The following is a 24,062-nucleotide window of genomic DNA, read 5'->3' as shown; positions in this document are numbered from 1 at the left end:
GCCTCCGTGAGGTCCGGTCCCGGATGGGTGCGATTCGTTTTCAGGCGAGTTCCTGATCACGCCATGAGGTCGTAGTCGTACTGGTCAGGGGTGAGACAGAGCCATTGGTGTTCGCGGACGAGGTGGAAGTCGAAGTAGGCGTCGAGGTCTTGATTGTCCTTCACCGCGCTGAGTTTGAGGACGGCTTCGGCGCCGTCCAGGCCCCTGTGAGGTCCCAGAACCCGGCCTGGCCCGGTGAACGGCAGCGATGGGCAGAGCAACACGCGACGGGAAGGATCTCGAACTGTGTCGCTACTTTGCACTACCTGGTCTTCACTCGGCTCCTCGGCTGGTTGGCGCTCCTCTGCCGCTCCTCACTGTCCAAGGACATCGAGCTGCTGGTGCTGCGGCACGAGGTCGCGGAGCTGCGCCGCACGAACCCCAGGCCACGCTTTACCTGGGCCGATCGGGCCTACCTCGCTGCCCTGATCCGACAGCTACCACGGCAACTGCGACGGCACCGTCTGATCACGCCCGGCACGGTTCTGCGGTGGCACCGCCGGCTGGTGACGAAGAAGTGGACTTACCCGAACCGGACAGGCCGCCCGCCGATCGACCAGGCGATCGCCGCGCTCGTCGAACAACTCGCTCTGGAGAACGCCTCATGGGGATACCAGCGCATCCGGGGTGAGCTGCTCAAACTCGGCCACCGCGAGGGTACTTCGACGATCCGCAGGATCCTCAAGTCCCGGAAGATACTCCCGGCACCGGAACGGCAGACCCATACGACGTGGCGGCAGTTCCTGCGCACCCAGGCCTCGACATGCTCGCCGTCGACTTCTTTCACGTGGACGTGACGCAGCAGGACGACGGCAGCCGCTGGGCGGGGATCGGGGCGATTCTCCCCTCAGCCATCGCAGGTCAGCCGTCGCCTACCAGTGGTCGATCTTGAGGAGGTTTCGCAGGGGGAAGCCGAAGCCGCACCACACAGCGAGCGCCGGGCCGTCCACCAGGTGGATGCCAGCCTGCTGCGCCACGCGGCGCGCAGGGTCGGTGAACCAGTTGGTGGTGAGGAAGATGCGGTGTTCCGGGCGGGGCGGGTGGTGGCTGTGCCAGGCGGAGGTGTGTTCCCATCCGAGCGTGGTGTCGTAGTGGAACACCTTCAACTCGGAGGCAGGGACCACGTCTTCGTACCGCTTGCACTGCACCGCGACGATCCTTCCGCTGGGAGTCTGGGCCACCACGTCAACGCCACCGTCGCCGGGCTTCCCCTGCCCCTGAATATTGGTGCAGTGGTCTTGCTGGAGCCAGCGGCTGGTCAGCAACTCCAGTCGCTGCCAGTCCTCCAGCCACTCGTGCCAGCGACGCTCCAGCTCAACCTGCCGGAACGGAAGCGCTGCCAGCTCGAACGTGTTGGCCGTGGCAGTGACCAGTTCCCGCCATGGGGGATTTGGAGTGGACTTGGGGGACCCGAACAGCGGCGAGGAGTCCGGGGGTCCGTGGAGCGGGCAGCCGCGCTTGCGGTCGATCGGGAGGAGGCAAGGGTGTTCTGCCCCGGGGGTGTGGTCTCCGCAGTAGAGGAGACCATAACCGAGGGATATAGGGCGCCCCCTTTCAGTCTCCTCGATCAGGGCGTCCCGAAGCTCGGGCGGTATCGGTTCGCCTGCCCTCCGACTGAGGGGGTGTGCAAGGTGGTAGTTCATGGCTCCATCCTCGCGTGTGGTGGGTGGGGGCCGCGCGCGGCGTTGCGGTGCACGGCCCCCGTGGTGGGTCGTGTAGGCATGCGACTGACTACTGGGCCAGGCCCGGCCGCCAGCGCCCGGCGTGGTCCAGCCTGTGGCGCAGCAGCCAGCGGGTGGCCTTCTCGTACGTGTGCAGGTCCCAGGTGCGGCGGACCAAGATCAGGTAGTCCGTGCACCGGTCCTCCCACTGCTCGACCTGGTCGCGGGTCCAGGTCGGCGGTGTGCAGCCGTTGGCCCTGATGTAGTCGTACGTGGGGACGTTACGCCAGTGGTGCCGCCAACCAACGGGCAGGCGGGGCGGGTTGAGGTCGAACGGCATCGTCGCGGTCGTCACGGCCAGAATCCCCTGCTGGTCCAGGCGATCCCGTACAGGCCGACGCATTTGTCGCTGCCCAGGTACACGGGGGCGAGGCGGTAGTGCCAGCCGCAGTGGGTGCAGGTCTCGGGCCAGGTGTTGTCGTCATCGGTGTTCGGCCAGGGGCCGGTGCGGGTCAGGTGGGCGATCGGGATGCGACGGGTTCCGGGGCGGCACGGTGCGCTGGTGATGACGCAGGGATGCGTGCCGTCATGGTGAACCGCCGGACGAATGACCGTGTTTCCATGGCGGCTGGCGCGATAGGTGTCGTAGGGCTCGCCGATCTTCCAGGTGGCGGCGCCGTCGTCGTGGGTGATGGGCATCAGAGTAGGTTCCAGGCTGGGCCCGCCCTCGACCGTTACAGCCTGGGGCGGGCAAGGGCGGTCAGTGTCCGAGGCGGCCCGGCCGCCCGATCAGTGTCTGGGCCAGGGGCGAACGTCTCCGCAAGCTCGGCATCCGGCTCGCCGAGACCCGCTCAACCGCTCTGTTCCAGCTCGCCACGGATCTGCCTGCCGCAGTCCTTGCCCGCACTCTCGGCATCGACATCACCGTCGCCGTCAAGTGGCAGCGAGCCGCCGCCGGTGACTGGGCCGCTTACGCCGCCGACGTCAGCAACCGAATTCGAAAGGCTCCGGCCCCGTGACCTTCCAGGACCACCTCCGAACCCTTGCCGAGCGAGCAATCAGCTCGATCTCAGCGGCCGAGGCAGAGGACATCTACGTCATCTCGTTCTTCATCGACAATGAGAGGGACGACCCTCAACAGCCCACCTTGACCATCGGATACAACACCGCAGTTCAGTTCCGACGCAGCATCGCGGACGCCTCCGACGAGGCGGAAGCCCGCTGGAACTATGCCTTCTGACCGCCGCGCTGATCGAGGCCAACTTCAACCAGGCATGCGTCCAGCTCGCTCGCGACCTCCACAACGATGGCGTCATCAAGAGCGCCATCGGCAAGCCAGTGCCCGTGGTCCTCCACGAGCTGGAGTACTACGACGGGATCGCTCGCCGGACTGAGGCCGCCAACCCGCCCGGACTCGCAGACGACTTCACGACCTGGGTCCGCACCGGCTGAGGCATTCGCGCAGTTCCAATGCCCGACTCCACCATTAGTTGATCTGGCTCCACCGGTATGACAAGGCAGTTCTGGCAGGGGTCCGGAGGGCCTGTCCATCGCGTGATGCGGCGTGATCGAATAGGGGATGACTTCGTTCTGGACTGGCAAGCGGATACGTCTGCGCGGTATCGAGCCCGACGACTGGACAGCGTTCATGGGCTTCGCCGTCGACGAGGAACGGCTGGGAGACCTGCTGAACCCGCCCCGGTCTGCCGAGGAGTTCCGCGCCTGGGCGAAGGATCAGGCCGTCGCGAAGTCCGACGGCGACTGCTTCGGGCTTGCCATCGAAGCCGTGGACACGGGGCTGACCGTCGGGGCAGTCAGCACGCGCCACGCAGATCCACATGCGGGGCGGTTCGAGTACGGCATCACGATGGCGGCTGGGCACCGGCGCAAGGGCTACGCGGCTGAGGCCGTGGGGATGCTGCTGCGCTTCATGTTCGCCGAGCGGCGCTACCACAAGTGCGAAGCGCGGATCTTCGCGCACAATGAGGCATCGCTGGCACTGCATCACCGGCTCGGCTTCGCCGAGGAGGGGCGCCTGCGCGATCACGTGTTCTTCGCCGGCCGACACCACGATCTCGTGGTGCTGGGCATTCTCGCTGATGAGTTCGCGGACCTGCACTCGATGAGTGAACTCGAGTAAGCACTGAGCCTCCTGTCCTGGAACAAGGGGGCGCACGAGACGCCACGCACGCCCCCTACGGCCAGTCAGTGGGGCCAAGAGAACTTGGAATCGTGGTGTCCAAACAAGTGCGTATAGACACACGTGGCGTGCCCAGGTCGACGCGCCGTGGCACACAGGACGGGTCTGCTGCAGCGTTGGGTGACAGGTTGACCTGCCCCACCATTGGGGCTCCAGTCTCGATGACTAACTGACCGCCGGGATGGTGTCGTTCTCGGAGAGTAGTTCGTACTCGATGGGGGTGCGGTAGCCCAGTGCTGAGTGTCGCCTCTGACGATTGTGGAAGATCTCGATGTACTCGAAGATCGCGTTGGCCAGTTCGACTCTGGTCTTCCATCGCTTGCGGTTGAGTAGCTCGATCTGCATCGAGGACCAGAAGCTCTCCATCATCGCGTTGTCCAGTCCGTCGCCGACCGTGCCGAAGGAGGGCAGTAGACCGGCGGAACGGATCTTGTCACCGAAGACCCAGGAGGTGAATTGAGTGCCGTGGTCGGCGTGGACAATGCCACCGGGTTCGGGCCGACGGTTGCGGATGGCCATGTCGAGGGCATTGACGACGAGCGTTGAGTCCTGACGGGAGTCGATGGACCAACCGACGATCCTGCGGCTGTAGGCGTCGAGTACCGCGGCGCAGTAGAGCCACCCTTCCCGTGTCCGATGCTGGGTGATATCGGTGACCCACAGTTCGTTGGGCCGGATCCGGTGGAACTTGCGATTGACCAGGTCGTCGGCTGTGGCGACGCCACGCAGACGCCTGACCCGGGTGGGCCCGGGTAGCCCGTAGATCCCGGCTTGCGTCATCAGGACCGAGACGGTCCGCTCGCAAACCCGGATGCCCATGGCCATGGTGAGCTCGGCATGGATCCTGCGGTAGCCGTAGGTACCTCGGGAGGCAACGTGGACCTCGCGGATGAGGCCCGTCAGCCACTCGCGGCGCAGCTGCATGGGCGTGCTGGGGGTGCGCTTGTGCTTGTAGTAGGACTGCCGCGCGATTCCGAGGATCCGGCAGCACCTGTCGACCGGAGCCCCGGCATCGACGAGTCGGTCGATCACCGGGTAGAGCCTTTTGGGCGGGGCTTGTCCTCGCCGAGGAACTTCGCCGCCTGCCGGACGATCCCCAGCTCGGTTTCAAGCTCACGGATCCGCCGACGAGCAGCCCGCAGCTCAGCAGACTCGCTCGACGGCGTTCCCGGCCGCCGCCCGTTGTCTATGTCGTCTTGCCGCAACCACTTCGACAACGTGACGGGATGGATGCCGAGCTCGACCGCGGTCTGCTTGGCCTGCTTGCCGGCGCGGACCAGCGCGACGGCACGCACCCGGAACTCCGGCGGATAGGGACGAGGCATGACTGCCAGCCTTTCCTGAAGGGCTGTCAGTTAGTCACCAGAGCTGGAACCCAGGACATGTGGCAGGTCAAGATCACCCGATCGTGCGGCAGACCCCAACGTCATCTGGGACCGTGGCCGACGTTCAGGAAGGGATTATCGGAGGGGTCCTTGTTCGTCGATGAACACAGTGGGCGTGGACAGGAACACATCGGCGTTCACGGGGCCGTAGGCGATGTTGAACGTGTCCAGCCAGTACGACCAGCCCCGGATCCCCAGTGCACTGCTGAAGCGGTAATTGAGCTGCCAGCGCACCCACTGGCCAGGAATGAGCCGGACACCGGGGGGGCCGCCGCTGCCGAGGCGGCAGGGCAAACAAGGGCTGCACTCGGGGAAGCACGTGCAGCCGACCATCTGCCTCACGGAGCTGGACATCGACCTTGCTCAGGTCCTCCAAGCTGTCGTAGGGCTCGAAGCCGTCACGCTCATGCATGCGAATGACATGCGCGAAGGAAACCGCATCATGCGGGAGAGCGAAGCCGACCGGGGCCGCGTTCCTGCGCGAGGCAGCCTCTCCTCCCCGGGATTCCTTTGTCCAGGACGTCCGTATCCACTGGACGGTGATCTCCATGGCGTACCCCCGTCGAGTCGTCGAGGGACTCACTCTATGTGCCTCTCAAGCTTGTCCAGCGGTTACTGGCTGTGCCGGCGGGCGGGAGGCGGTGAGGAGGACGCGCTTGCGGAGGAGTGGGAGTGTGGCTCGGCCGAACATCTGGCGCTTGATCATCTTGATGTGGTTGACCCGGCCTTCCACCGGACCGGAGTTCCAGCAGGTGGTCAGGCCCTGGACGACCGCGTCCCAGTCCTTTTCCAGACCGGCGGCGAACGTGTGGAGTCCTGGCAGATCGTCGGCGCATGTGGCAGTGATCCAGTCTTTGAGGTGCTGGCCGGAGCGGGTGGTGAGGATCTCGGCGAAGGCGCGGATGTATCCATGGAGGGCGGTCAGTTCCGGGCACTGGGCGAGGACTGCGGTGAAGTGCTGGCTTTCTTCGTCGCCCAAGTGCTCAGGCTGTCGCATCATCCACCCAGTGACCTGTCGGACGCCCGGAGGTGCAGGGGCGACGACTCGGATGCGACGGCGGCGCCTCGGTCGCAGGTAGTCGCTGATCGTCTGGCAGCTGCCACGGTAGCCGAGGTCCTGAAGCTGGTGCTGCGCCTGTCCCGCGAGAACAGCTCGTGGGGGTATCGCCGGATCCACGGCGATCTCGAAGCCCTCGGCATCAAGGTCGCCGCCTCCACCGTTTGGGAGATCCTCCGCGAGCACGGCATCCCACCCGCGCCCGAACGGCAGAGCACAACCTGGGCCGACTTCCTGCGCAGCCAGGCCCAAGCGCTGCTCGCCTGCGATCTCTTCGAGACCCGCACCCTGACCGCGGCGCGCCTGTACGTAGTCGCCGTCATCGAGCGCTCCACCCGGCGCATCCGGATCCTCGGCGCCACCGCACACCCCACCGCGGACTGGGCGGTGCAGCTCGCGCGCAACTCGTCATGGACTTGGAGGACGTGGGCAACAAGGCCAGGTTCCTCATACGAGACCGGGACTCCAAGTTCACTGATGCGTTCGACGCCGTGCTGGCCGAAGGAGCATCTCAGAGGCGGCGTCGCGGTCCGTGGTCCGGCGGGGGGGGTGCCCATGACCATCACAGGCCCTCTCGAAGACCACGACTGGCCCCGCCTGCGCCATGGGGCGGGCCACCGAAATGGTCGGCCCCACACTTGCCTTCATGCAGGCGATCGGCGAAGCCCGTCGCATCACCCCTGCACTCGGTGAGCGGCCACTATCCATACTCCCGATACCAGCTGAAGATCGCCCCCCGCTGGCAGCACTGGCCCATGGCCTCGCAGCCGCAGACACCGACACCTCATACTCGCCCAGTGGTGGGCGGAGGGCCAGGCAGTCGGGCGTGCCATCACAGCGACATGCAAAGCCGCCGTGCGTCGAGAATCGCGGCATGCAGGTTCCGGTGGCTGACGGCATCGCCGATCCTGAACAGGTGGTAGGCGCCGTACTCATGGGTCACCCGATCCTGCGTGCGGCCCTCGACGAGCGCCGCGAGATCGGTGTCGCCTCCGTTCCGCGAACCCGCCCGCAGCGCGTCGTAGAGGCCATCGACGGGCAGGGTTCCGTGTTCGACCACGACCTGGTCGACTGCTCTCTCGACGACCGCGTCGGAATACGCGTTGGCGAGCGTGGCGACGAGTTGACCGTCTTCCCTGCGGACCGACCGCAGCACATGGTCGGGGGTCAGGACCGCGCCGCTCGAGTACAGAGCCCGTAGGTAGTCCGGGTACAGCGTCCCGGTGACGTCCGCGCCCACCATCCGGTCGGGTGTGACGACCTCTACCTGCACACCGGCACACGCCAGCCGTTCGGCGGCGGTCAGCGCCTGCTCCCCGCCGTGGTCGTCGAAGATCAGGACCCGGCGGCCGGGCCGGGGCGCTTGGCCCAGCACGTCCCAGGTCGGGACGACCAGATCCTCGCCGGACTCCAAGACTGCGGTGTTCGGGAGGCCGCCGGTCGCCACCACGACGACGTCGGGTCTCAGGGCCAGGACATCGGCGGGCTCGGCGAGGCAGCCAAGGCGGACTGCCACTCCACGACGCCGGACCTCCTGGACCAGCCAGTAGATGATCCCGGCCTTCTCCGCGTGGCGCGGGGTCCTTGATGCGAGCAGTACCTGTCCGCCAAGCTGGCTCGCTGCTTCCAGCAGCGTCACGTGGTGCCCACGTTCGGCCAGGACACGAGACGCCTCGAGGCCGCCCGGCCCGCCGCCGACGACGACCACCCGCCTTGTCTTCTCGCTGGAGGTCACCACTTGCGGAATGACCGCTTCCCGTCCTGTCGCCGGATTGTGTAGACAGAAGGTCTCGACCCGGGATGCGCAGTAGGTAGCGCCGACGCAGGGGCGGATACGGTCCTCCTCCCCTGCCATCAACTTGGCGACGATGTGCGGGTCGGCGATGTGTGCCCGGGTCATGCCCACCATGTCGGCATGGCCGCCCTCGATCGCGTGCCGCGCGGTGGACAGGTCGGCGATCCGGCCGGCGTGGAAGATCGGAATGCCGACCTGTTCGCGGATCGCCCCCGCGACCGACACGTGGGCGCCGAGTGGTCGGCCGAAGACCGGGATCATTTCCGACAGTTCACGGTCGGTGTGGCCCGAGCCGTAGACCACGGACAGGAAATCGACCATGCCGGTGCGTGCCACAGCGGTGGCGATGCCGACGCAGTCAGATGCCCCGAGCCCGTCTCGTACCCCTTCGTCCCCGGGTATGCGCATACCGACGACGAAGTCGCTGCCGACCTGGTCGCGGATCTCCTGCAGGACCATCTGCCCGAAGCGCAGCCTGTTCTCCAGACTGCCGCCGAACTCGTCGGTGCGCTGATTGGTGCGCGGCGACCAGAACTGGTCGATCAGGTGACCGGCCATGGCGGCGATCTCTATGCCGTCCAGGCCGCCCTCCCGGGCCCGGCGAGCGGCGGCGCCGTATGCCGTGACGATTCGATCGATGTCGAACCGATCGATTACCTTGGGGAAGCTGCGGTGTGCGCGTTCGCGCACCGCGGAGGGGGCAACTGCCGGCAGCCACCGGCCGATGTCCCACTTCGAGCGGCGCCCCAAGTGTGTCAGTTGGATCATCACTGCTGCGCCGTGCCGGTGCATCCGGTGGGATATCGAGCGGTAGAACGGCAGGATCGCGTCGTCGCCGGCGTCGATCTGGTCGAAGACGTTGGCGGAGTCGGCTGCGACGTTGCTCGACCCGCCGATGATCGTCAGCGCGATGCCGCCCTTGGCCTTCTCTTCGTGGTAGAGCTCGTAGCGCAGGCTCGGCGCACCGCCGTCGAGGTAGCCGGACGGAGCGTGCCCGGTGCTGTAGATACGGTTCTTCAGTACCAGGTTATTCAGCCGCAACGGCTTCAGGACCGGGTCGTTCGGGCTCACGGGGCGGGTCTCCTTCGGCGGATCGGGATGACGAGGGGGTCAGTGCAACCGCACGACCTGGCCGCTGTCGGCACTGCTGCGTGCGGCGTCCAGGACGGACGCGGTGGCCACGGCGTCCCACGGGTCGACGGGTACGGTTCCGCTGCCGCGGACGGCGGCGGCGAAGGCCGGATAGAACCGGTCCCATGCGCCGCGGGCGGAGGCCGCGGGCTCGCAGTGCTCTGCTCGCCGCACCTGTCCCCACCGTTCGCCGGGCTCGATGCCCCAGCGGTCGCCCACCGACGCCGGGGAGGCGCCGGCCACCAGCAGGTCCTCCTGTCCGTCCATGCCGTCGACGACATAGGTGCCTTCGGTACCGGTCGCACGGAAGCGCGGGCCCGGAGCGCCCTGCCGCCAGCTGCCCCACAGGTGCGACTGCACGCCGTTGCGATGGGTCAGCGCGACGAAGACGTCGTCGTCGAGCCCGTCCGCGCCGTAGCGGTGGTGCATCTCTGCATACACCCGCTCGACCGGTCCTGACAGGACGAGTGCTTGGTCGACGAGGTGGCTGCCAAAGTCAAGCAGCGTGCCACCACCTGCTGCCGGCGGCCCGGGTTCGGGCTGGAACCGCTCGAACCGGGACTCGAATCGCGTCAGCGTGCCGAGCGTTCCTTGGTCCACAAGGCTCCTCAGCGTCAGGAAGTCGGAGTCCCAGCGACGGTTCTGATAAACAGTCAGTGCAACCTCAAGGCGCTCGGCCAGCTCCACGGTCTCCCGCGCCGCATCCGCGTCGAGCGCGAACGGCTTGTCACAGACCACCGCCAGGCCCAGCTTCAGCGCCTCCTGCACCAACGGGACATGTGTGGCCGCGGGTGTGGAGATCGCGACCGCCTCGGCTCCTGCCCTGGCCAAGGCCTCGAGCGAGCCGTGCGTCGGCCGACCCAGGTCGCGGGCCACCTGCTCGCGGCGCTCAGGCGAGGTGGTGACCACCCCCAGGAACTCGCAGTCATCGGCGGAGGCGAGCAGCGGGGCGTGGAAGTACCGGCCACCGAAGCCGTAGCCGATCAGACCGATACGTACGGGCGTCGTCATGCATCGCTCCTTCTTGTGATTTCCCGGTGGTCAGCGGAAACGGCCGGGCCGGAATGCCTCGATCAGGGGGCTGCGCTCCCTCGTGGTGATCTCGTCGGCCAGCACCTCGCCGACGATCAGGGCGAGCGTCGCGCCGCTGTGTGTGAACGCCACGAACAGGCCTGCCACCTCGTCGAGTTCGCCGAACACCGGCTCGCCGTCTCCCGGGATCGGCTTGCGGCCCACACCGTAGGAGTCCAGCTCCAGGTGCGGGTTGCCGGCCAGCACGGCCGACGCCTCGCGCAACAGCTGCTCGACCGTGGAGTACTTGACCTCGTAGCTGCCGTCCGTGTGGGCGATCACCTCGGCCGCCGAGGCATCGGAGTCCATCACCAGTGACCCGTCCGGCGTGGGCCGCAGGGCCACGCGCGGAGTGTTCAGCGTGGCACGCAGGGACGTATCGACGCGCTTCGTGCGCACGAGCAGCGCCTGCGGCGTCGCATCCGGGATCTCCACCCCGTACTGGCGCACCATGCCCGGGACGTCGGCGCCCGTCGCCAGCAGGACCGCGTCGACGTCGATCATCTCGCCCGAGCCCGTCCGCACGGCGACCGCGCGGTTCCCCTCGACGACGACGGAGGCGGCGCCCCCGCCGGTGACGATCCGGCCACCAGCGACGGCGATCTCGCCGGCCAGTTGCCGGACGAGCGGGACCAGGTCCACCCAGCCCTCACCCGGGTTGAAGATCGCACCGTCGTCGGGGATCGCGGCCGGGTCCACGCCGGGCGTCCGCTTGGCCACCTCGTCGCGGGTCAGCCACTCGGCGTCGTACCCGTTGCGCCGCATGTGCTCGAACGCCGCGCGGTGCGACGCGGACTCGCCCGCCGCCGCCCAGGTCAGCCCGCCGTCGAACCGAAGGTAGTCGGACGAGGGGACGCGGGTGGCGAACGTGCGGTACCGGTCGATGCCGAGGAGCCGCAGCTGGTGATACGCCTCGGAGCGCATGCCACCGAAGGAGTTGAGCCAGGACAGCGAGCGGCCCGAGGCACCGTCGGCCAGTTCGCCCTCGGTGACGAGGACCACCTCCGCCCCTCGGCGGGCGAGCTGCGACGCGGTGGACACCCCGATGACGCCACCGCCCAGGACTGCGACGCGGGGACGCGAAATGGATGTACGCATGGAAAACCTTTCGATGTGCCGATGAAGGCATGACCGTTGCCCCCACTTGGGGTGCACGACCACCGTGGGGTTGGGTGCCGGACGCCAAGGCGTACCGGCCAGGGATTTGGGGTGGATCAGGCGGAGCGCTTCTGCGCGCCGTGTCCGGCGGCGCTGGAGCGGACGATCAGCTCGGTCGGCAGAACGATCCGCTCGCCCGGCCGGTCCTCGCCCTTGATACGCGCGAAGAGCTGCTCCGCGGCGGTACGGCCCATGTCCAGAGGCGGCTGGGCCACGACGGTCAGCGGCGGGTCGACCAGTGTGGTCCAGTCCAGGTCGTCGAAACCGACCATCGAGAGGTCGCCGGGGATGGCCAGGCCTCGTCGGCGGGCCGCTCTGAACACGCCCTGAGTGGCGACGTTGTCGGCGGCGAAGACCGCGGTGGGTGGCTGCGCGAGTGCGAGCAGGGCGTCGGCCTCCCGCTCGGCCTGGGCCGGGCTGCCGAGCCCCGTGCAGCGGACCAGGTCGGCTGAGGAGGGCGCCAGGTAGTCGTCCATCGCGGCGAGATAGCCGCGAATACGGTCGATCGAGGGCCTCGCGGCGCCACGTGCCTGGAGTCGGCCCGTGCCGGCGCGCGCCACGACCTCCGGGCTCTCCTCGACGTCCACGCAAGCCAGCATGCCGATCCGGCGGTGGCCCAGGTTCAACAGGTAGGTGACCGCGTCGTGGGCGGCCATCTCGTTGTCGATCACGACGCTGTCGGCGTCGAGCGCGCTGCTCGACCGGTCGAGCAGGACGATCGGCACTCCGACTTCCTGAGCCCGCTTCAGGTGGTCCACGTCGGTGACCGAGGTCGGGGCGACGACGATGCCCTCGACCTGTTTGTCCAACAGCACCTGGACCGCGGCGCGTTCGACGTCGAGCCGGTCGTCGCTGTTGGTGAGAATCGCCTCGTAGCCGTGCTCGCGGGCCACGTCGCACACGCCGCGCAGCGCGGTGGCGAAGAAGGGGTTGGAGATGTCGGCACCGACGAAACCAATGCTGTGTGTGCCGCCGGATCGCATGCTGCGCGCGACGACGTTGGGCGAGTATCCCAGCCGGTCCGCCGCTGCCTTCACCCGGTCGCGCAGGTCGTCGCCGACCCGGCCGTAGTCACCCAGCGCCCTGCCGGCCGTGGCCACGGACACTCCGGCCTCACGCGCCACGTCGGCCACCGTCGGGCGTCGGCGCCCCCCGCCCGTGCCTGTGCCGGTCGCCATCACAGGACCTGTGAGAGGAACTTCTTGAGCCGCGGGGACCGCGGCGCATCGAAGATCTGCTCGGGCGGTCCCGACTCCACCACGACTCCGGCGTCCATGAACACCACCCTATCGGCGACCTGCCGGGCGAAGCCCATTTCGTGTGTCACAACGATCATCGTCATGCCTCCGCGTGCGAGGTCGGCCATCAGCCGCAGCACGCCCTTGACCAGTTCGGGGTCCAGCGCGCTGGTGACCTCGTCGAAAAGCATCACCTGAGGCTCCATGGCCAACGCCCGTGCGATGGCGACCCGTTGCTGCTGACCGCCGGACAGCTGGGTGGGCCGGTGCCCCGCACGGTCGGCCAGGCCCACGTCCCGCAGCCGCTGCAGCGCAATCCCGGCGGCCCGGTCCTTCGGGATCTTCTTCACGTTGCACAGCGCGAGGGTGATGTTCTGCAACGCGGTCTTGTGCGGGAAGAGGTTGAAGTGCTGGAACACCATCCCGATCCGTTGCCGCAGCAGGTTGATGTCCATCGCCGAGGTGTCCTCGCCGCCGAGGAGGACATCGCCCGACGTGCGGGTCTCGAGGCCGTTCAGGCAGCGCAACAGCGTCGACTTCCCCGAGCCGGACGGGCCGACGATGCACACGACCTCGCCGGCCTGTGCGGCCAGGTCGGCCCCGCGCAGCACCTCGACCGGTCCGAACCTCATCCGTATGTCGCGGGCTTCCAACGACGCCCCCTCGTATTGCTGCGAGCCCGGGGGGACCGCCAGGTCAGGTGTCGTCATGCCAGCGCCTCCTTCGGCTCGACGGGCGACGGCTCCTCGGCCGTCACGACGGGACGGGAGCCCTCCCGCAGGCGCCGGTCGATGTAATTCACGAGGTGGGTCAGCGGGACGGTCAGCAGCAGATAGCACAGGCCGGTGGCCAGCAGCGGCGACAGATTGCCGGCGGTCACCGCGTCGTCCTGGCCGATGCGGAACAGCTCACGCTGCGTGGTGACCAGACCCAGGAAGTACACCAGGCTCGAGTCCTTGATGATGCCGATGAACTGGTTGACCATCGCTGGCAGGACCCGGCGCACCCCCTGGGGGACGACGACCAGGCGCAGGGCCTGTCCATGGGTGAGTCCCAGCGCGCGACACGCCTCGCCCTGCCCCTTTTCGACGCTCTGGATGCCCGACCGGAAGATCTCGCCGATGTACGCACCGGCCATCAGGCTCATGGCCAGCACCGCCACCGGGTACGGCGAGGCGAGCCAGCTGATCTGCGCGGAGAACACGCCCTCGCCCACGATCAGGATGGTCAGCGCCGCGGGCAGACCGCGGAAGACGTCCGTGTAGACGCGGGCCGGCAGGCGCAGCCAGCGGCGATGCGACAGGCCCATGATCGCCAGCATCATGCCGATGACACTTCCGAGCAGCGCGGACGACACTGCGAGGACCAGGGTGTTGCGCAGTCCGTAGGTCAGCAGGTCCGGCAGGACCTGGCGGATCAGCTGCCAGTCGAAGAAGTTGTTCAAGAGGTCGTTCACGGCTGCCCCTTGGCGGTGTACGGCGGCAGCTCGCTCCGGGTGGGCACCGGCGCCTTCGGGAAGTACTTCTTGTACAGCTTCAGCCACGTGCCGTCTCTGACCAGCTGCTTCAGGGCGCCATTGAGCTTCTGCACCAGCGCCGTGTTGCCCTTGCGCGCCGCCCATCCGGCGGGGAAGTCCGTGGCCGGGACGGTGATCGGCTGCTTCAGGTGCAGGGCCGGGTATTTCTTGGCGATGGCCAGGTTAGGTTCGAAGTCGCTGAAGAAGCCGGCGACGCGGTTGTTCTTCAGCGCCAGGTCGGCGGAGTTGGCGTCGGGGAACCGGACGATGTTCGCACCCGGGAGGAACTTCCCGGAGTTGGTGTCCGAGATGGAGCCCTGCAGGACCGCGATCCGCTTGCCCTTCACGGTGGCGACGTCGGAGGTGATGCCGCTGCGCGGGGCGGTGAGCACCCCGAAGTATCCGGCGAGGTAGCCGTCGGAGAATTCGACCATTTTCTCGCGCGGCGTGGTGATGCCGATCGCGGCGGCGGCCACATCGAACTGTCGGTTGTTGACCGCGGGCAGGAGTCCGGAGAACTCCAGGGCCACGATCTGCGGCTTGAGCTTGAGTTTGTGCGCGGCGGCCGAGATCAGATCGATCTCGAACCCCGTCAGCTTGCCGTTCTCCTCGTACGCGTACGGCTTCATGTTGTTCGACGTGCCGATCTTCAGCGTGCCCGCCTCGGCCACTCCGGTCGACTTATCCGTCGCCCCGTCATGACCGGCCGTCGAGCCGGAACTGCAGCCGGTCGCGGCGAACATCGACAGGGCGACCGCGACGACCACCCCCTGTGCCGAACGAAACTTCCCCATTGCTCCTCCATACGTGCTGGGACGTCGTGCGTGGGCTGAGTCCGAATCCGCGTTCGCTGGGCTCGGACGATGGGCAGACGAGGTTGACCTGCTCGACGAGGCCGAACCGCAGCGGTCGGCATTCGATGACGGCAGCCGCCCGGGTGGTTCCCGAAGCAGGGCCAAGAGCGGAGGCGGCGGGGTCGCGCCCCCTTCACCACTTCGAGAGAACGTTCTCTCAAAGCAAGTGAGAGAACGTTCTCACCGCGACTCCACACCGTCAAGACTCTCGCGTGCACACGACGAGAAATGCAGACCCGGCCCACCGATCCCGGGCACCTAGGCAGGCCGTCAGGCTCGCTGCCGGGCGGCCCACGGGATCACCTTGCAACGGCCGTCTTTCGTCGCGATGGCCCTTGCGCCGGGTCCTGCGCGTTGGGCGCGCTCGCATCGATACGGACGGCTGCACCCGGTGCACCCCGCGGACTTCGAAGGTGTCGTGAGCTGTCGGCGCACGCTTGCGTCCCGTGACGACGTCCCGTCTGGTCGGCGCATTCGGCTGCCTGCTCCTCGGTCGGCTTCGCCTGCCGGCTCGGCTTCCGCAGCCACCGATGTCGACAAGACGTGAACTCCGGCACCAAGCCGGCCGTCCTTCATGGCACAGCCCCACCCCCATCGCCCGCAGAGACCACATGGTGCTCGCAGCTCTGCTTCCGCGAGTAAGCGCTACCGTCCAGCGCTGGAATTGCGGGTCATCGGCGGTGCGTGCCGCCTTACCGCGCGAGGCGGCCGAGTGCACACGGTCTCGCCGTGCGCGCTGTGAGCCGTATTCCAACGCATGGCCGGCGCGGCACCAACTCGGCAGTTCAAAAGGTGCGTTCCGGCACGGAGACGTCCTCGGTCGGCCGTCGATCAGATGCACATGGCGGATGCGGTCGCCGAGCGCGTCGAAGGCGTTGTCGATGCCCTCTCCGGCCACGGCCATCGCCACCGTGTCGAGCACTGCTCCGATACGGGTGGAGCCGATCTCGTCGAGCATCGCCGCCAGCGTCCGCGAGTCGTTGACCAGGTTCGACTCCACGCTGGAGCGGATCGAGCACGCACGTCACTCCCAGCGTGTCCGCGTAGGTGGCGATGTCGCCGATCGCATCGACGGACCGGCGCCAGGCGGCCTCCACCGGCTCGTTCTCCAGGCCCCGGCCCTGAGTCAGGAGCAGCAGCTCCACTCCGAGTTCGGCGCACAGTTCGGCCGCCCGGCGGAACATGGCGATGCTCTGCGTGCGCAGCCAGTCGACCGGCGAGGCGACGTTGACCGGGTACATCACCTGCTCGGGTGTCAGGCAGTATGCCGCGAGGCCGCGCGATTCGATACGGCGGCGGATGCCGCGCGCGTGGCCATCACTCAGTTGCGGAATGTGCAAGTGAGGTGCGACACCGCACAGTTCGAGCCTCTCGCAACCGAGGGCTGCCGCGCCGTCCAGGAAGGTCTCGAACGGCTGCTACTGGTAAGCGAAGTTGGATCCGGTCAACTTCCGCAGGTGTGTGGCCATGAACTCTCCTGTCGCAGGGGGTCGTTCACTTGCCGATTCCGTCGGCGAGGCCCTTGACGATGTAGCGCTGCCCGAACAGGAAGAGCAGTACGACCGGTACGGCTGCGATCGCCATGCCGGCGAACACCACGGGGAAATCGGTGCCGTGCTTGCTCATCAGGCTCGTCAGCCCGACCGGCAGGGTCTGTATATCGCTGCCGTTGGTGAACACCATGGCGAAGAGGTACTCGTTCCAGGCGAAGAGAACATGCAGGAGGACCGTCGAGGTGATGATCGGCTTGCACATCGGCAGGATGATCCGCCAGAACGCGGACCAGCGGCCGGCCCCGTCGATCTGGGCCGCCTCGTCCACCTCGCGCGGCAGGTCGATCATGTAGGCGCGGATCAGGAAGGTGGTGAACGGGACGCGGAAGGCTGTGTACAGGATGAGCAGCGCCCAGAAGCTGTTGTAGAGGCCCATCGCCTGGAACATGCGCACCAGCGGTACGAGTGCCACGGTCGGGGTGAGCATGAGGCCACCGAGGATGACGGCGGTGAGCACCTTGTTCAGGGGGATGTTCACCCGGGTGAGTCCGTATGCCGCCCAGGCGCTGATGAACACGGTCGCGATGGTGGAGGTCACCGTGACCAGGACGCTGGTGACGAGGTAGTTGCTCACGCCGCGGTTCCACGCGTCGCGGTAGTTGTCGAAGCTCAGGTGGGTGGGGAGGGCGAAGGGGTTGCCGAAGAGTTCGGCATTGGTCTTGAACCCGTTCAGCACCATCCACAGCAGCGGATAGAGCACCACCACCGCAAGGCCCAGAAGGAAGGCCCACATGAACAGGCGCGCGATCACGCCGAGGAAGCCGAGGCGGGTCACCATTCCACCCTTCGTCTACGGGTGATCCACAGCTGCGCCATCGCGATCGCGAGGGTGATCACGAAGATCACGGTGCCGATCGCCGCGGCGTAGCCGAAGTCGTTGCGTACAAAGCCGTTGCGGTACAGCCAGGTTCCGAGGACCTGGGTGGAGTTGTCGGGGCCGCCGCTGGTCATCACCATGACCTCGTTGAACACCTGGAAGGCACCCGAGACGGTCACCATCGTCATCAGGGCGGTCATCTCCCGCACCAGCGGGAGCGTCATCCGGAAGAAGCGGCGGACGGGGCCGACACCGTCGATGGCTGCCGCTTCGTAGAGCTCCGAGGGGATGCGCTGGATCGCGACGGCGAACAGGAGGGTGGAGTATCCGAAGCCCTGCCATTGGCTCATCGCGATGACCGCGGTCATCGCGGTGTTCTCCTCACCCAGCCACGAGTGCTCGAACCTGCCAAGCCCGGCCGCGTCGAGCGCATGGTTGAGCAGCCCCAGGTTGGGCTCGTAGATGAAGTAGAAGAGCAGTCCCGCGACGGTCAGGGAGATAGCGGAGGGTATGAAGTAGACCGTCCGGAGCGCGCGCTGCCATCGCGTGCTGCGGATGCTCTCGACGAGCGCGGCGAGAAGCAGGGCGCCGAAGACCTGGAAGATGACCGACAGGAGCGCGTAGGAAAGATTGTTGGTGAACGAGGTCCAGAAGACCGGGTCGTCGAACAGGTGACGGTAGTTGTCCAGGCCTACGAAGTGCTGGCTGCCGCTGTAGATGTCCCACGACAGCGTGGAGTACCCGAAGTTCTGGACGAGCGGCAGGTAGACGAAGACGCCGAGCAGCACGAGGGCGGGCAGTATCCACGCGAGTCCGGCTGCTCTTCGGTACAGGGTGTGCACCTGTTTGTTTCCCTTCGGCCTCGCGGACTACTTGGCGGATTTCGACGCCTGGCGCACGCTGTCCAGGACCTGTTCGGGCGTCTTGCTTCCGCTGATGAGCGCTTCGCCGCCGGCCAGCCATGCGTCGGAGACCTTGGGTTCGGTCACCATGTCGAGCCAACCCGCCAGTCGGGGAGCCTTGTTGACCATGGTGATGCCTTCGTGGACGGCCTTGCTGGAGGTTTGGGGTGTCACCGCTCCGACCACTGTGCTCGGCTGTCCGTAGGGCGGTGCGGACAGGGTTTTCGCGTTGCTCTGCTTCGTCACGAACTTCATGAAGTCGACGGCGAGTGCGGCGCGCGGTGACCGGGCGTTGACGAAGTACCCCTCGGGTGCTCCTTCGACGACCTTCGGGTCACCCTTCGCGCCGGCTGCGGCGGGCAGGGGAAAGATGCCCAGGTCTTTGGGCTTGAGGATCCCGCCGGATGTGGTGCTGTCGAACTCGAGGACCTCCTGGTAGTACATGGCGGCCTTGCCGCGGGCAAAGGCTTCCTGTGCGGAGGTATAGAGGACACCGTTCGTTCCGCGGCCGGTGTCGGTGCAGGTGGAAACGATGGTCTTGAACTGCCTGAGCGCGGCGAGGTAGCCGGGGTCGTCCCACTTGGCTGTCTTCGCCCGGTAGTCGGCCTCGCGGACGGCGCTCGGGACGTTGTGGGCGAAGAGCTGCTGCAGGTAGTGCAGCGCGGGCCAGCCGTCCTTGTTTCCGAAGGCGATGGGTTCGTAGCCGGCCTTGCGCAGTGCGGGACAGGCGGCGACGAGATCGTCGAAAGTCTTCGGCACCTCCACGCCCGCCTTGTCGAAGGCGGACTTGTTGTAGCCCATGAACTTGCCGTTGTTGTAGAGCGGTATCCCGTAGTAGTGATCGTCGTGGGCGAAGGCGGACAGGGACGGCTTGCTGAATGTCCGTCCCCACCGGGTGCCGGGGCCGATCACCTTGGTGAGGTCCGCCGCGCGGCCGCCGCGGACGAAGTTGTCGGCCCAGTTGCCCGCCCAGGTGAAGTAGATGTCAGGGAGTGCGTCGGAGGCGGTGAGCGTCTTCGTCTTGTCCTTGATGCTCTGGTCGGTCTCCTGAATGAGCTCGACATGCACTTTCGGATGCTTGCGCTCGTACGCGGTGGCGAGGTCCTCGAAGTAACGCTCGAGGGGGTCGCCTGCGAACTTGGTGAGGATGCTCAAGGTGCCGGAGTACTCCGGTTTCGCGGTCACGTCGGCCGCGGGACCCTTCGCCGGTCCGGCCAGGCAGCCGGTGAGGACGAGTACCGAGGCCCCGAGGAGTGCCGCGGACCGCGTCAGTGCACGAGCGCGCATGGGCTTCCTTTCGTCGAGTGGGCGGGCCCGCGGGAGGGGCGGGCGCGTCGGAACCGCTGCGGGTGTCCGTGACACGTCCTGCGGCGTGCGGCGACTGTACAGAGATTCTGATACCGGTACCAGGGCCAAGACGAAGATCTTCTCTGCGGAACGGCGAGGGCTAACACGCCACCGACGGGCCGAGGCACTCAGATTTCATTAACTGGCAGGTCATATAAGGTTTTGCAGTCGATCACCGACCCGCCGATACGGACGCTCTGTTGACGCTACCCATCCCTTGTGTCAGCGTGTGGCCCGCGTGATACCGGTATCAGGTCGCTCAGCGCCGCCGGCCGCACCCGTTCCCGAAAGGACGCGAAGATGCTCGGATTCGACGAGCCGGAATTCCTCTCCCAGCTGGCGAGCACGGTGGCATTGCGCCCCCGGATCGAAGAGGTCGCCGACCGACTCGTGGACGACGGCTTCGACAGCCTCTTCCTCGTCGGCGCCGGTGGCACCTACGCCCAGATGTGGCCCTACGAGCAGTTCGCCCGCCGCACCTCGACACTGCCGGTACGCGCCGTGATCGCAGCGGAGCTGGTCACCACCGGCGACGCGGCGCTCGGCGAACGCTCGGCGGCCGTCTTCACCTCGGTGTCGGGCACCACGGAGGACAGCCTGCGGGCCATCGAGTACTGCCGATCCAAGGGCGTACTCACCATCGGCTTCACGGGATACCCCGACTCCCCCGTCGCGCAGAGCGTCGACGTGGCGCTCGTGTCGGAGCCGAAGGCCTGGCCGTTCGATCCCCAGATGCTGCTGTTCATGGGCCGACTGCTGGCGCGGCGGGGCGAGTTCGAGGGGTACGACAGGTTCGCCGGCGAACTCGCCGGCCTTCCCGGTGCCCTCCTGGAGGTGGCGCGGCACGCGGAGCCGGCAGCCGCCGCGTTCGCCGAGGCCCACAAGGACACCGAATACCACTTCCTCGTCGGCGGCGGAAACCTGTGGGGGTTCACCTACCTCTACTCCATGTGCATCCTCGAGGAGATGCAGTGGCTGCGCACCACCCGTGTGCACAGCGCCGAGTTCTTCCACGGCTCGCTCGAACTGCTCGAGCAGGACACCAGCGTGATCATCTTCCAGGGCGAGGACGAGACCCGCCCCCTCACCGACCGCGCCGAGGCCTTCGCCAAGCGCATCTCCCGCGACGTCACCGTCTTCGACACCCGCGAGCACGCGTTGGAAGGCATCAGCCCGGAGTTCCGCGGTCTGCTCTCCCCGATTGTTCTCGACACCGTGATGGGTCGTGTCAGCAAGCACCTCGAGCGCGTACGCGGACACTCGCTGGACCTGCGCCGCTACTACCGGGTCATGGACTACTGAACGGCCGAGCCTGCCGCTGCCGCCCCCGGAACCGCCGGCGGCAGGAGCAGGCGCGCTGCGGCTCTGCGCCCTCCTACTGCGTGGGGCCACGGCGTGCGGCCACCCCGTCGGTCCCCCGCCCCCTCATGCCCGGTGCAGCGTCCGGCGCAGGACACCCACCCGTGTCCCGCCTCGTGGTGTGCCGGGCCAGCGCACAGGAGAACCCCCTTGAGTGTCCTCGGCTTCGGTGACAACATCGTCGACCGGTTCGTCGACCGCGGCATCGACTATCCGGGCGGCAACAGCGTGAACGTGGCCGTGTACGCGAAGCGCCTCGGTCTCGAGGCGGCGTATCTCGGGGTGTTCGGCAGCGACGCCCTCGGCCGCTTCCTGCGTGATGCCATCGCCGACACGGGTGTCGCCGTCGACCACTGCGTCGTGCGTGACGGCGAGAGCGGCTTGTCCACCCTGCGGGTCGATACCGGCGACCGGATCTTCCTCGGCTGGAACGGAGGCGGAGTCACAGTGCAGGACCCCCTTGTGCTCGACAGCGCACTGCTCGGCTATGTGTCCTCCTTCGACGTCGTGCACTCCAGCGTGTACTCCCGCAGCGAAAGCGAACTGCCCAAGCTCGCGGGGCTCTACACGCTCGTGACCTTCGACCTCTCCAGCGAGGAGGAGTTCCGTACGCCCGCCTACCTGGACCGCGTCTGCCCGCACACCGACCTGGTCCTGCTGTCCTGCTCCCACCTGGACGAGACCGCCACCCGGGAACTCCTGGCCGAGGCCGTACGGCGGGGAGCCGGACTCGCGCTCGCCACCCGCGGCGCCGAGGGAGCCATCGCCCACGACGGTCGCGTCACCGTCGCGGCGCCCGCGCGCCTCGACGGCGAGAAGCCCCTCGTCGACACGATGGGCTGCGGCGACGCCTTCCTCACCGGTTTCGTCGTCTCCCTGCTACACGCCGGCTGGTCGAAGTCAGCCCGACCCGACCGCCGGACGCTGGAACGCGCACTGTACGACGGGGCCGACACCGCCCATGACCAGTGCTTCACCGAGGCCGCATTCGGCCATGGCCGGCCCCACCGGGCAACCGACCCTGTCTAGCATGTGGACAGCCGTCGACGAAAAGAAGTGAGGTACCGAGCAATGTCAGGAGAGCGGCCCCGCCCGTCGGGGCCACCGACGATCTCCGAGGTGGCCGCCGAGGCCGGCGTCGGCCGGGCGACCGCGGCCCGCACGCTCGGTGGGTACGGGCACGTCAGCCCCGAGTTGAAAGAGCGGGTGCTCGCCGCGGCCGAAAAGCTCGGCTACCGCGCGAACGCGCTCGCCCGCAGCATGTCGACGGGCGTGAGCCACACCCTCGGGGTGATCGTCGCGGACATCGGCAACCCTTTCTTCGCCGGCGTCGTACGCGGAATCTGCGACACCTCGCGCGCCCGGAGCTTCGACACCCTCGTCCTGAGCACCTACGAGAAACTCGATGAGGAGATCGCGGCCACCAACGTCCTCATCGACAAACGCGTCGACGGCATGATCATCGCGTCAGCCGCGGTCGACCGCAGCACAGTCAGCCACATCCGCACAGCGCTGGACCGGGGCATCCCTGTCGTCCTCGTCGACCGCGCCGTGTCCTCACTGGAACTTGACGCCGTAGTCATCGACAACCGGGAGGCGGCCCGTGAGGCCGTCGAGACGCTCATCACGGCCGGGCATCGGCGCATCGGATTCATCTGGGGACCGCCGGTGGAGAAAGCACCTGCGACACGACGGGAACTGATCGCCGCCGCCTCCCGGAACCTGTGGACCGACGGGGAACGACTACGCGGATACCTCGACGCACTCGACGACGCGGGCATCCCCTTCGACCCGGAACTGGTGATGGTCGGGCCGAAGGTAGAGGAACGCGCGACACAGGAAGTCGCCCGGATGCTCGCCCTCCCCCAACGCGCCACCGCCCTGTTCTGCACCGAGAACGACGCCGTGACAGGTGCCCTGCGCGCGGTAAAGGCACGGAAGTTGTCCTATCCGCGCGACGTATCCCTCATCGGCTTCGACGACAGCGCCTGGGCCGCAGTCATGGACCCACCCCTGACGATGATCGAACAGCCGGTGCACCAACTGGGCTCCAAAACGGCCGAAGTACTCCTCGACATCCTCGAAGGAGCCGTTCCGCGCCACGAGAGACACACGCTCCGGGCACGCCTCATCGTGCGCTCATCGGTCGCACCACCACCCGCTTCACCCTGAAAACCACCCGGCGCCCGCCCCGCAAACAGTGCCCCTGCCGAAGACTCATCCACGCAGATCGTGGCCCTGGTCTGGGGGTGCCGACACATCATCCGCCCAGGTGAAGGGGCTGCTGGTGCGCCCGGAGAAATTTTTGCGGTGGCACCGCAAGGGGGGTACCGCCGGATCCATGGTGAACTCGCCGCGCTGGATATCAAGGCCGGCGCCTCCTTGCAGTGATCGAGCACTCCACCCGCCGCATCCAGGTCGAAGTTCACACAGGCCTTCGACGGGGTGGTGCTGGCCGACGCCGGGCTGAAGGTCGTCACCAGCGGGATCCGGATGCCGCGGATGAACTCCATCATGGAGAGTGCTCCACGCGCTGCGCGAGTTCGCATCAGGAGTCCGGCAGCAGTAACCGGTCGCTCGGTGTGAACGCAGGCTTGTCGACTTGGCGTTGTAGAACCACAAGCGGGTGTCTGAGCATCAGGATCTCGATCCCCTTGCCGCGGTCGCTCATCGGCAGCAGGTGTACGAGCGAGAACGTGTTCGTCATGGCGAGGTAGGCCAAGCGCAGCAGCACAACAGCTCATCATGCCCGGGCAACCATCGCACCTGCGAGCCGCAGGGTGGCGCGAGTGATCATTGATCAGCCCAGTGGCCTGCACGGATGATGTATCGCCACTCGCAGTGCTGCGGCATGTACGCCAGAGCGAGACCGAACGCGGCACGACGCTCGTCCCCACACGACTCGTGGAAGGGCGGAGCACGGTGGCGCCGCCTGGGCGGTAGCCCTACCTGGTGCCGACACATTCGCCGGCCGTCAGA

At 67.3% G+C, this 24,062-nt stretch carries 22 protein-coding genes and 4 pseudogenes; 8 read left to right on the top strand and 18 right to left on the bottom strand.

Annotated features, from left to right (window positions below; translation table 11 throughout):
• The first annotated feature begins 296 nt into the window (after nucleotides 1–296).
• The gene (locus tag EOT10_RS04415) at nucleotides 297–836 is read left to right on the top strand and encodes a helix-turn-helix domain-containing protein (protein ID WP_223280749.1); all 540 of its coding nucleotides are present in this window, start codon (nucleotides 297–299) and stop codon (nucleotides 834–836) included.
• A 75-nt stretch (nucleotides 837–911) separates the two neighbouring features.
• On the opposite strand, the gene EOT10_RS04410 is transcribed toward EOT10_RS04415, so the two are convergent.
• From EOT10_RS04410 to EOT10_RS04400, 3 genes are all read right to left on the bottom strand, one after another.
• Entirely contained in the window at nucleotides 912–1,682 is a 771-nt protein-coding gene (locus EOT10_RS04410) for a restriction endonuclease (protein ID WP_127826657.1), read from the bottom strand.
• A gap of 88 nt (nucleotides 1,683–1,770) precedes the next feature.
• Entirely contained in the window at nucleotides 1,771–2,055 is a 285-nt protein-coding gene (locus EOT10_RS04405; protein ID WP_127826656.1) for a hypothetical protein, read from the bottom strand.
• The gene (locus tag EOT10_RS04400; protein WP_127826655.1) at nucleotides 2,052–2,399 is read right to left on the bottom strand and encodes a hypothetical protein; all 348 of its coding nucleotides are present in this window, start codon (nucleotides 2,397–2,399) and stop codon (nucleotides 2,052–2,054) included. Before EOT10_RS04400 ends, EOT10_RS04405 begins: the two co-directional genes overlap by 4 nt.
• A gap of 316 nt (nucleotides 2,400–2,715) precedes the next feature.
• Between EOT10_RS04400 and EOT10_RS04390 the strand changes: the two genes are divergently transcribed.
• On the top strand, nucleotides 2,716–2,940 hold the full coding sequence (locus EOT10_RS04390) for a hypothetical protein (protein ID WP_127826654.1): 225 nt from the start codon (nucleotides 2,716–2,718) through the stop codon (nucleotides 2,938–2,940).
• Nucleotides 2,941–3,279: 339 nt separating this feature from the next.
• Nucleotides 3,280–3,840 (top strand): GNAT family N-acetyltransferase, encoded by a 561-nt coding sequence (locus tag EOT10_RS04380; RefSeq protein WP_127826653.1) that lies wholly within the window; start codon nucleotides 3,280–3,282, stop codon nucleotides 3,838–3,840.
• 225 nt (nucleotides 3,841–4,065) lie between these two features.
• Here the strand turns inward: EOT10_RS04380 and EOT10_RS04375 are convergent.
• From EOT10_RS04375 to EOT10_RS41100, 3 genes and pseudogenes are all read right to left on the bottom strand, one after another.
• Nucleotides 4,066–5,225: pseudogene (locus EOT10_RS04375) on the bottom strand (IS3 family transposase).
• A gap of 135 nt (nucleotides 5,226–5,360) precedes the next feature.
• Nucleotides 5,361–5,835 (bottom strand): annotated as a pseudogene (locus tag EOT10_RS41685) (hypothetical protein).
• A 45-nt stretch (nucleotides 5,836–5,880) separates the two neighbouring features.
• Nucleotides 5,881–6,462: a transposase gene (locus EOT10_RS41100; RefSeq protein ID WP_223280790.1), complete on the bottom strand. Its 582-nt coding sequence runs from the start codon at nucleotides 6,460–6,462 to the stop codon at nucleotides 5,881–5,883.
• On the opposite strand from EOT10_RS41100, the pseudogene EOT10_RS41680 reads away from it, so the two are divergent.
• Nucleotides 6,409–6,845, top strand: a pseudogene (locus EOT10_RS41680) (integrase); the annotation flags it as partial. The gene EOT10_RS41100 and the pseudogene EOT10_RS41680 overlap by 54 nt on opposite strands.
• Nucleotides 6,846–7,174: 329 nt before the next feature.
• Here EOT10_RS41680 and EOT10_RS04350 read toward each other — a convergent pair.
• The 11 genes from EOT10_RS04350 to EOT10_RS04300 all read right to left on the bottom strand — a co-directional run bounded on the left by EOT10_RS04350 (nucleotide 7,175) and on the right by EOT10_RS04300 (nucleotide 19,664).
• Nucleotides 7,175–9,208, bottom strand: coding sequence for an oxidoreductase (locus EOT10_RS04350; protein ID WP_127826650.1), 2,034 nt, complete (start codon nucleotides 9,206–9,208; stop codon nucleotides 7,175–7,177).
• 39 nt (nucleotides 9,209–9,247) lie between these two features.
• Nucleotides 9,248–10,279, bottom strand: a complete 1,032-nt coding sequence (locus EOT10_RS04345) for a Gfo/Idh/MocA family protein (RefSeq protein WP_127826649.1) — start codon at nucleotides 10,277–10,279, stop codon at nucleotides 9,248–9,250.
• Between the two features lie 30 nt (nucleotides 10,280–10,309).
• Nucleotides 10,310–11,437, bottom strand: coding sequence for an NAD(P)/FAD-dependent oxidoreductase (locus EOT10_RS04340; protein ID WP_127826648.1), 1,128 nt, complete (start codon nucleotides 11,435–11,437; stop codon nucleotides 10,310–10,312).
• A 116-nt stretch (nucleotides 11,438–11,553) separates the two neighbouring features.
• Nucleotides 11,554–12,675, bottom strand: a complete 1,122-nt coding sequence (locus EOT10_RS04335) for a LacI family DNA-binding transcriptional regulator (protein WP_223280748.1) — start codon at nucleotides 12,673–12,675, stop codon at nucleotides 11,554–11,556.
• Nucleotides 12,675–13,445, bottom strand: coding sequence for an amino acid ABC transporter ATP-binding protein (locus tag EOT10_RS04330; protein ID WP_127826647.1), 771 nt, complete (start codon nucleotides 13,443–13,445; stop codon nucleotides 12,675–12,677). Before EOT10_RS04330 ends, EOT10_RS04335 begins: the two co-directional genes overlap by 1 nt.
• Nucleotides 13,442–14,191: an amino acid ABC transporter permease gene (locus EOT10_RS04325; protein WP_127826646.1), complete on the bottom strand. Its 750-nt coding sequence runs from the start codon at nucleotides 14,189–14,191 to the stop codon at nucleotides 13,442–13,444. The genes EOT10_RS04330 and EOT10_RS04325 overlap by 4 nt, the downstream gene beginning before the upstream one ends.
• Nucleotides 14,188–15,045, bottom strand: a complete 858-nt coding sequence (locus tag EOT10_RS04320) for an ABC transporter substrate-binding protein (protein ID WP_223280747.1) — start codon at nucleotides 15,043–15,045, stop codon at nucleotides 14,188–14,190. Before EOT10_RS04320 ends, EOT10_RS04325 begins: the two co-directional genes overlap by 4 nt.
• 845 nt (nucleotides 15,046–15,890) lie before the next feature.
• Nucleotides 15,891–16,505, bottom strand: coding sequence for a TIM barrel protein (locus EOT10_RS04315; protein ID WP_127826645.1), 615 nt, complete (start codon nucleotides 16,503–16,505; stop codon nucleotides 15,891–15,893).
• 94 nt (nucleotides 16,506–16,599) lie between these two features.
• Nucleotides 16,600–17,436, bottom strand: coding sequence for a carbohydrate ABC transporter permease (locus tag EOT10_RS04310; protein ID WP_127826644.1), 837 nt, complete (start codon nucleotides 17,434–17,436; stop codon nucleotides 16,600–16,602).
• On the bottom strand, nucleotides 17,430–18,317 hold the full coding sequence (locus EOT10_RS04305; RefSeq protein WP_127826643.1) for a carbohydrate ABC transporter permease: 888 nt from the start codon (nucleotides 18,315–18,317) through the stop codon (nucleotides 17,430–17,432). The genes EOT10_RS04310 and EOT10_RS04305 overlap by 7 nt, the downstream gene beginning before the upstream one ends.
• Nucleotides 18,318–18,344: 27 nt before the next feature.
• Complete coding sequence (locus EOT10_RS04300; protein WP_127826642.1) at nucleotides 18,345–19,664, bottom strand: ABC transporter substrate-binding protein; 1,320 nt, start codon at nucleotides 19,662–19,664, stop codon at nucleotides 18,345–18,347.
• Between the two features lie 360 nt (nucleotides 19,665–20,024).
• On the opposite strand from EOT10_RS04300, the gene EOT10_RS04295 reads away from it, so the two are divergent.
• The 3 genes from EOT10_RS04295 (at nucleotide 20,025) to EOT10_RS04285 (ending at nucleotide 23,255) form a co-directional block, all read left to right on the top strand.
• Nucleotides 20,025–21,026, top strand: a complete 1,002-nt coding sequence (locus EOT10_RS04295; protein WP_127826641.1) for an SIS domain-containing protein — start codon at nucleotides 20,025–20,027, stop codon at nucleotides 21,024–21,026.
• A gap of 207 nt (nucleotides 21,027–21,233) precedes the next feature.
• Nucleotides 21,234–22,112, top strand: coding sequence for a PfkB family carbohydrate kinase (locus EOT10_RS04290; RefSeq protein WP_127826640.1), 879 nt, complete (start codon nucleotides 21,234–21,236; stop codon nucleotides 22,110–22,112).
• Between the two features lie 42 nt (nucleotides 22,113–22,154).
• Complete coding sequence (locus EOT10_RS04285) at nucleotides 22,155–23,255, top strand: LacI family DNA-binding transcriptional regulator (RefSeq protein WP_127826639.1); 1,101 nt, start codon at nucleotides 22,155–22,157, stop codon at nucleotides 23,253–23,255.
• Nucleotides 23,256–23,631: 376 nt separating this feature from the next.
• Here EOT10_RS04285 and EOT10_RS04275 read toward each other — a convergent pair whose 3' ends face one another.
• A complete protein-coding gene (locus EOT10_RS04275) occupies nucleotides 23,632–23,817 on the bottom strand; it encodes a hypothetical protein (protein WP_189491106.1) in 186 nt (61 codons plus the stop codon).
• 104 nt (nucleotides 23,818–23,921) lie between these two features.
• Here EOT10_RS04275 and EOT10_RS41670 point away from each other — a divergent pair.
• Nucleotides 23,922–24,026, top strand: a pseudogene (locus EOT10_RS41670) (LacI family transcriptional regulator); the annotation flags it as partial.
• Nucleotides 24,027–24,062: the final 36 nt, after the last annotated feature.

This window comes from Streptomyces antnestii, assembly GCF_004005495.1.
Taxonomy (GTDB): domain Bacteria; phylum Actinomycetota; class Actinomycetes; order Streptomycetales; family Streptomycetaceae; genus Streptomyces; species Streptomyces antnestii.
Note: the sequence above shows the minus strand (reverse complement) of the source record. Positions and strands in the feature narration are given on the sequence as shown.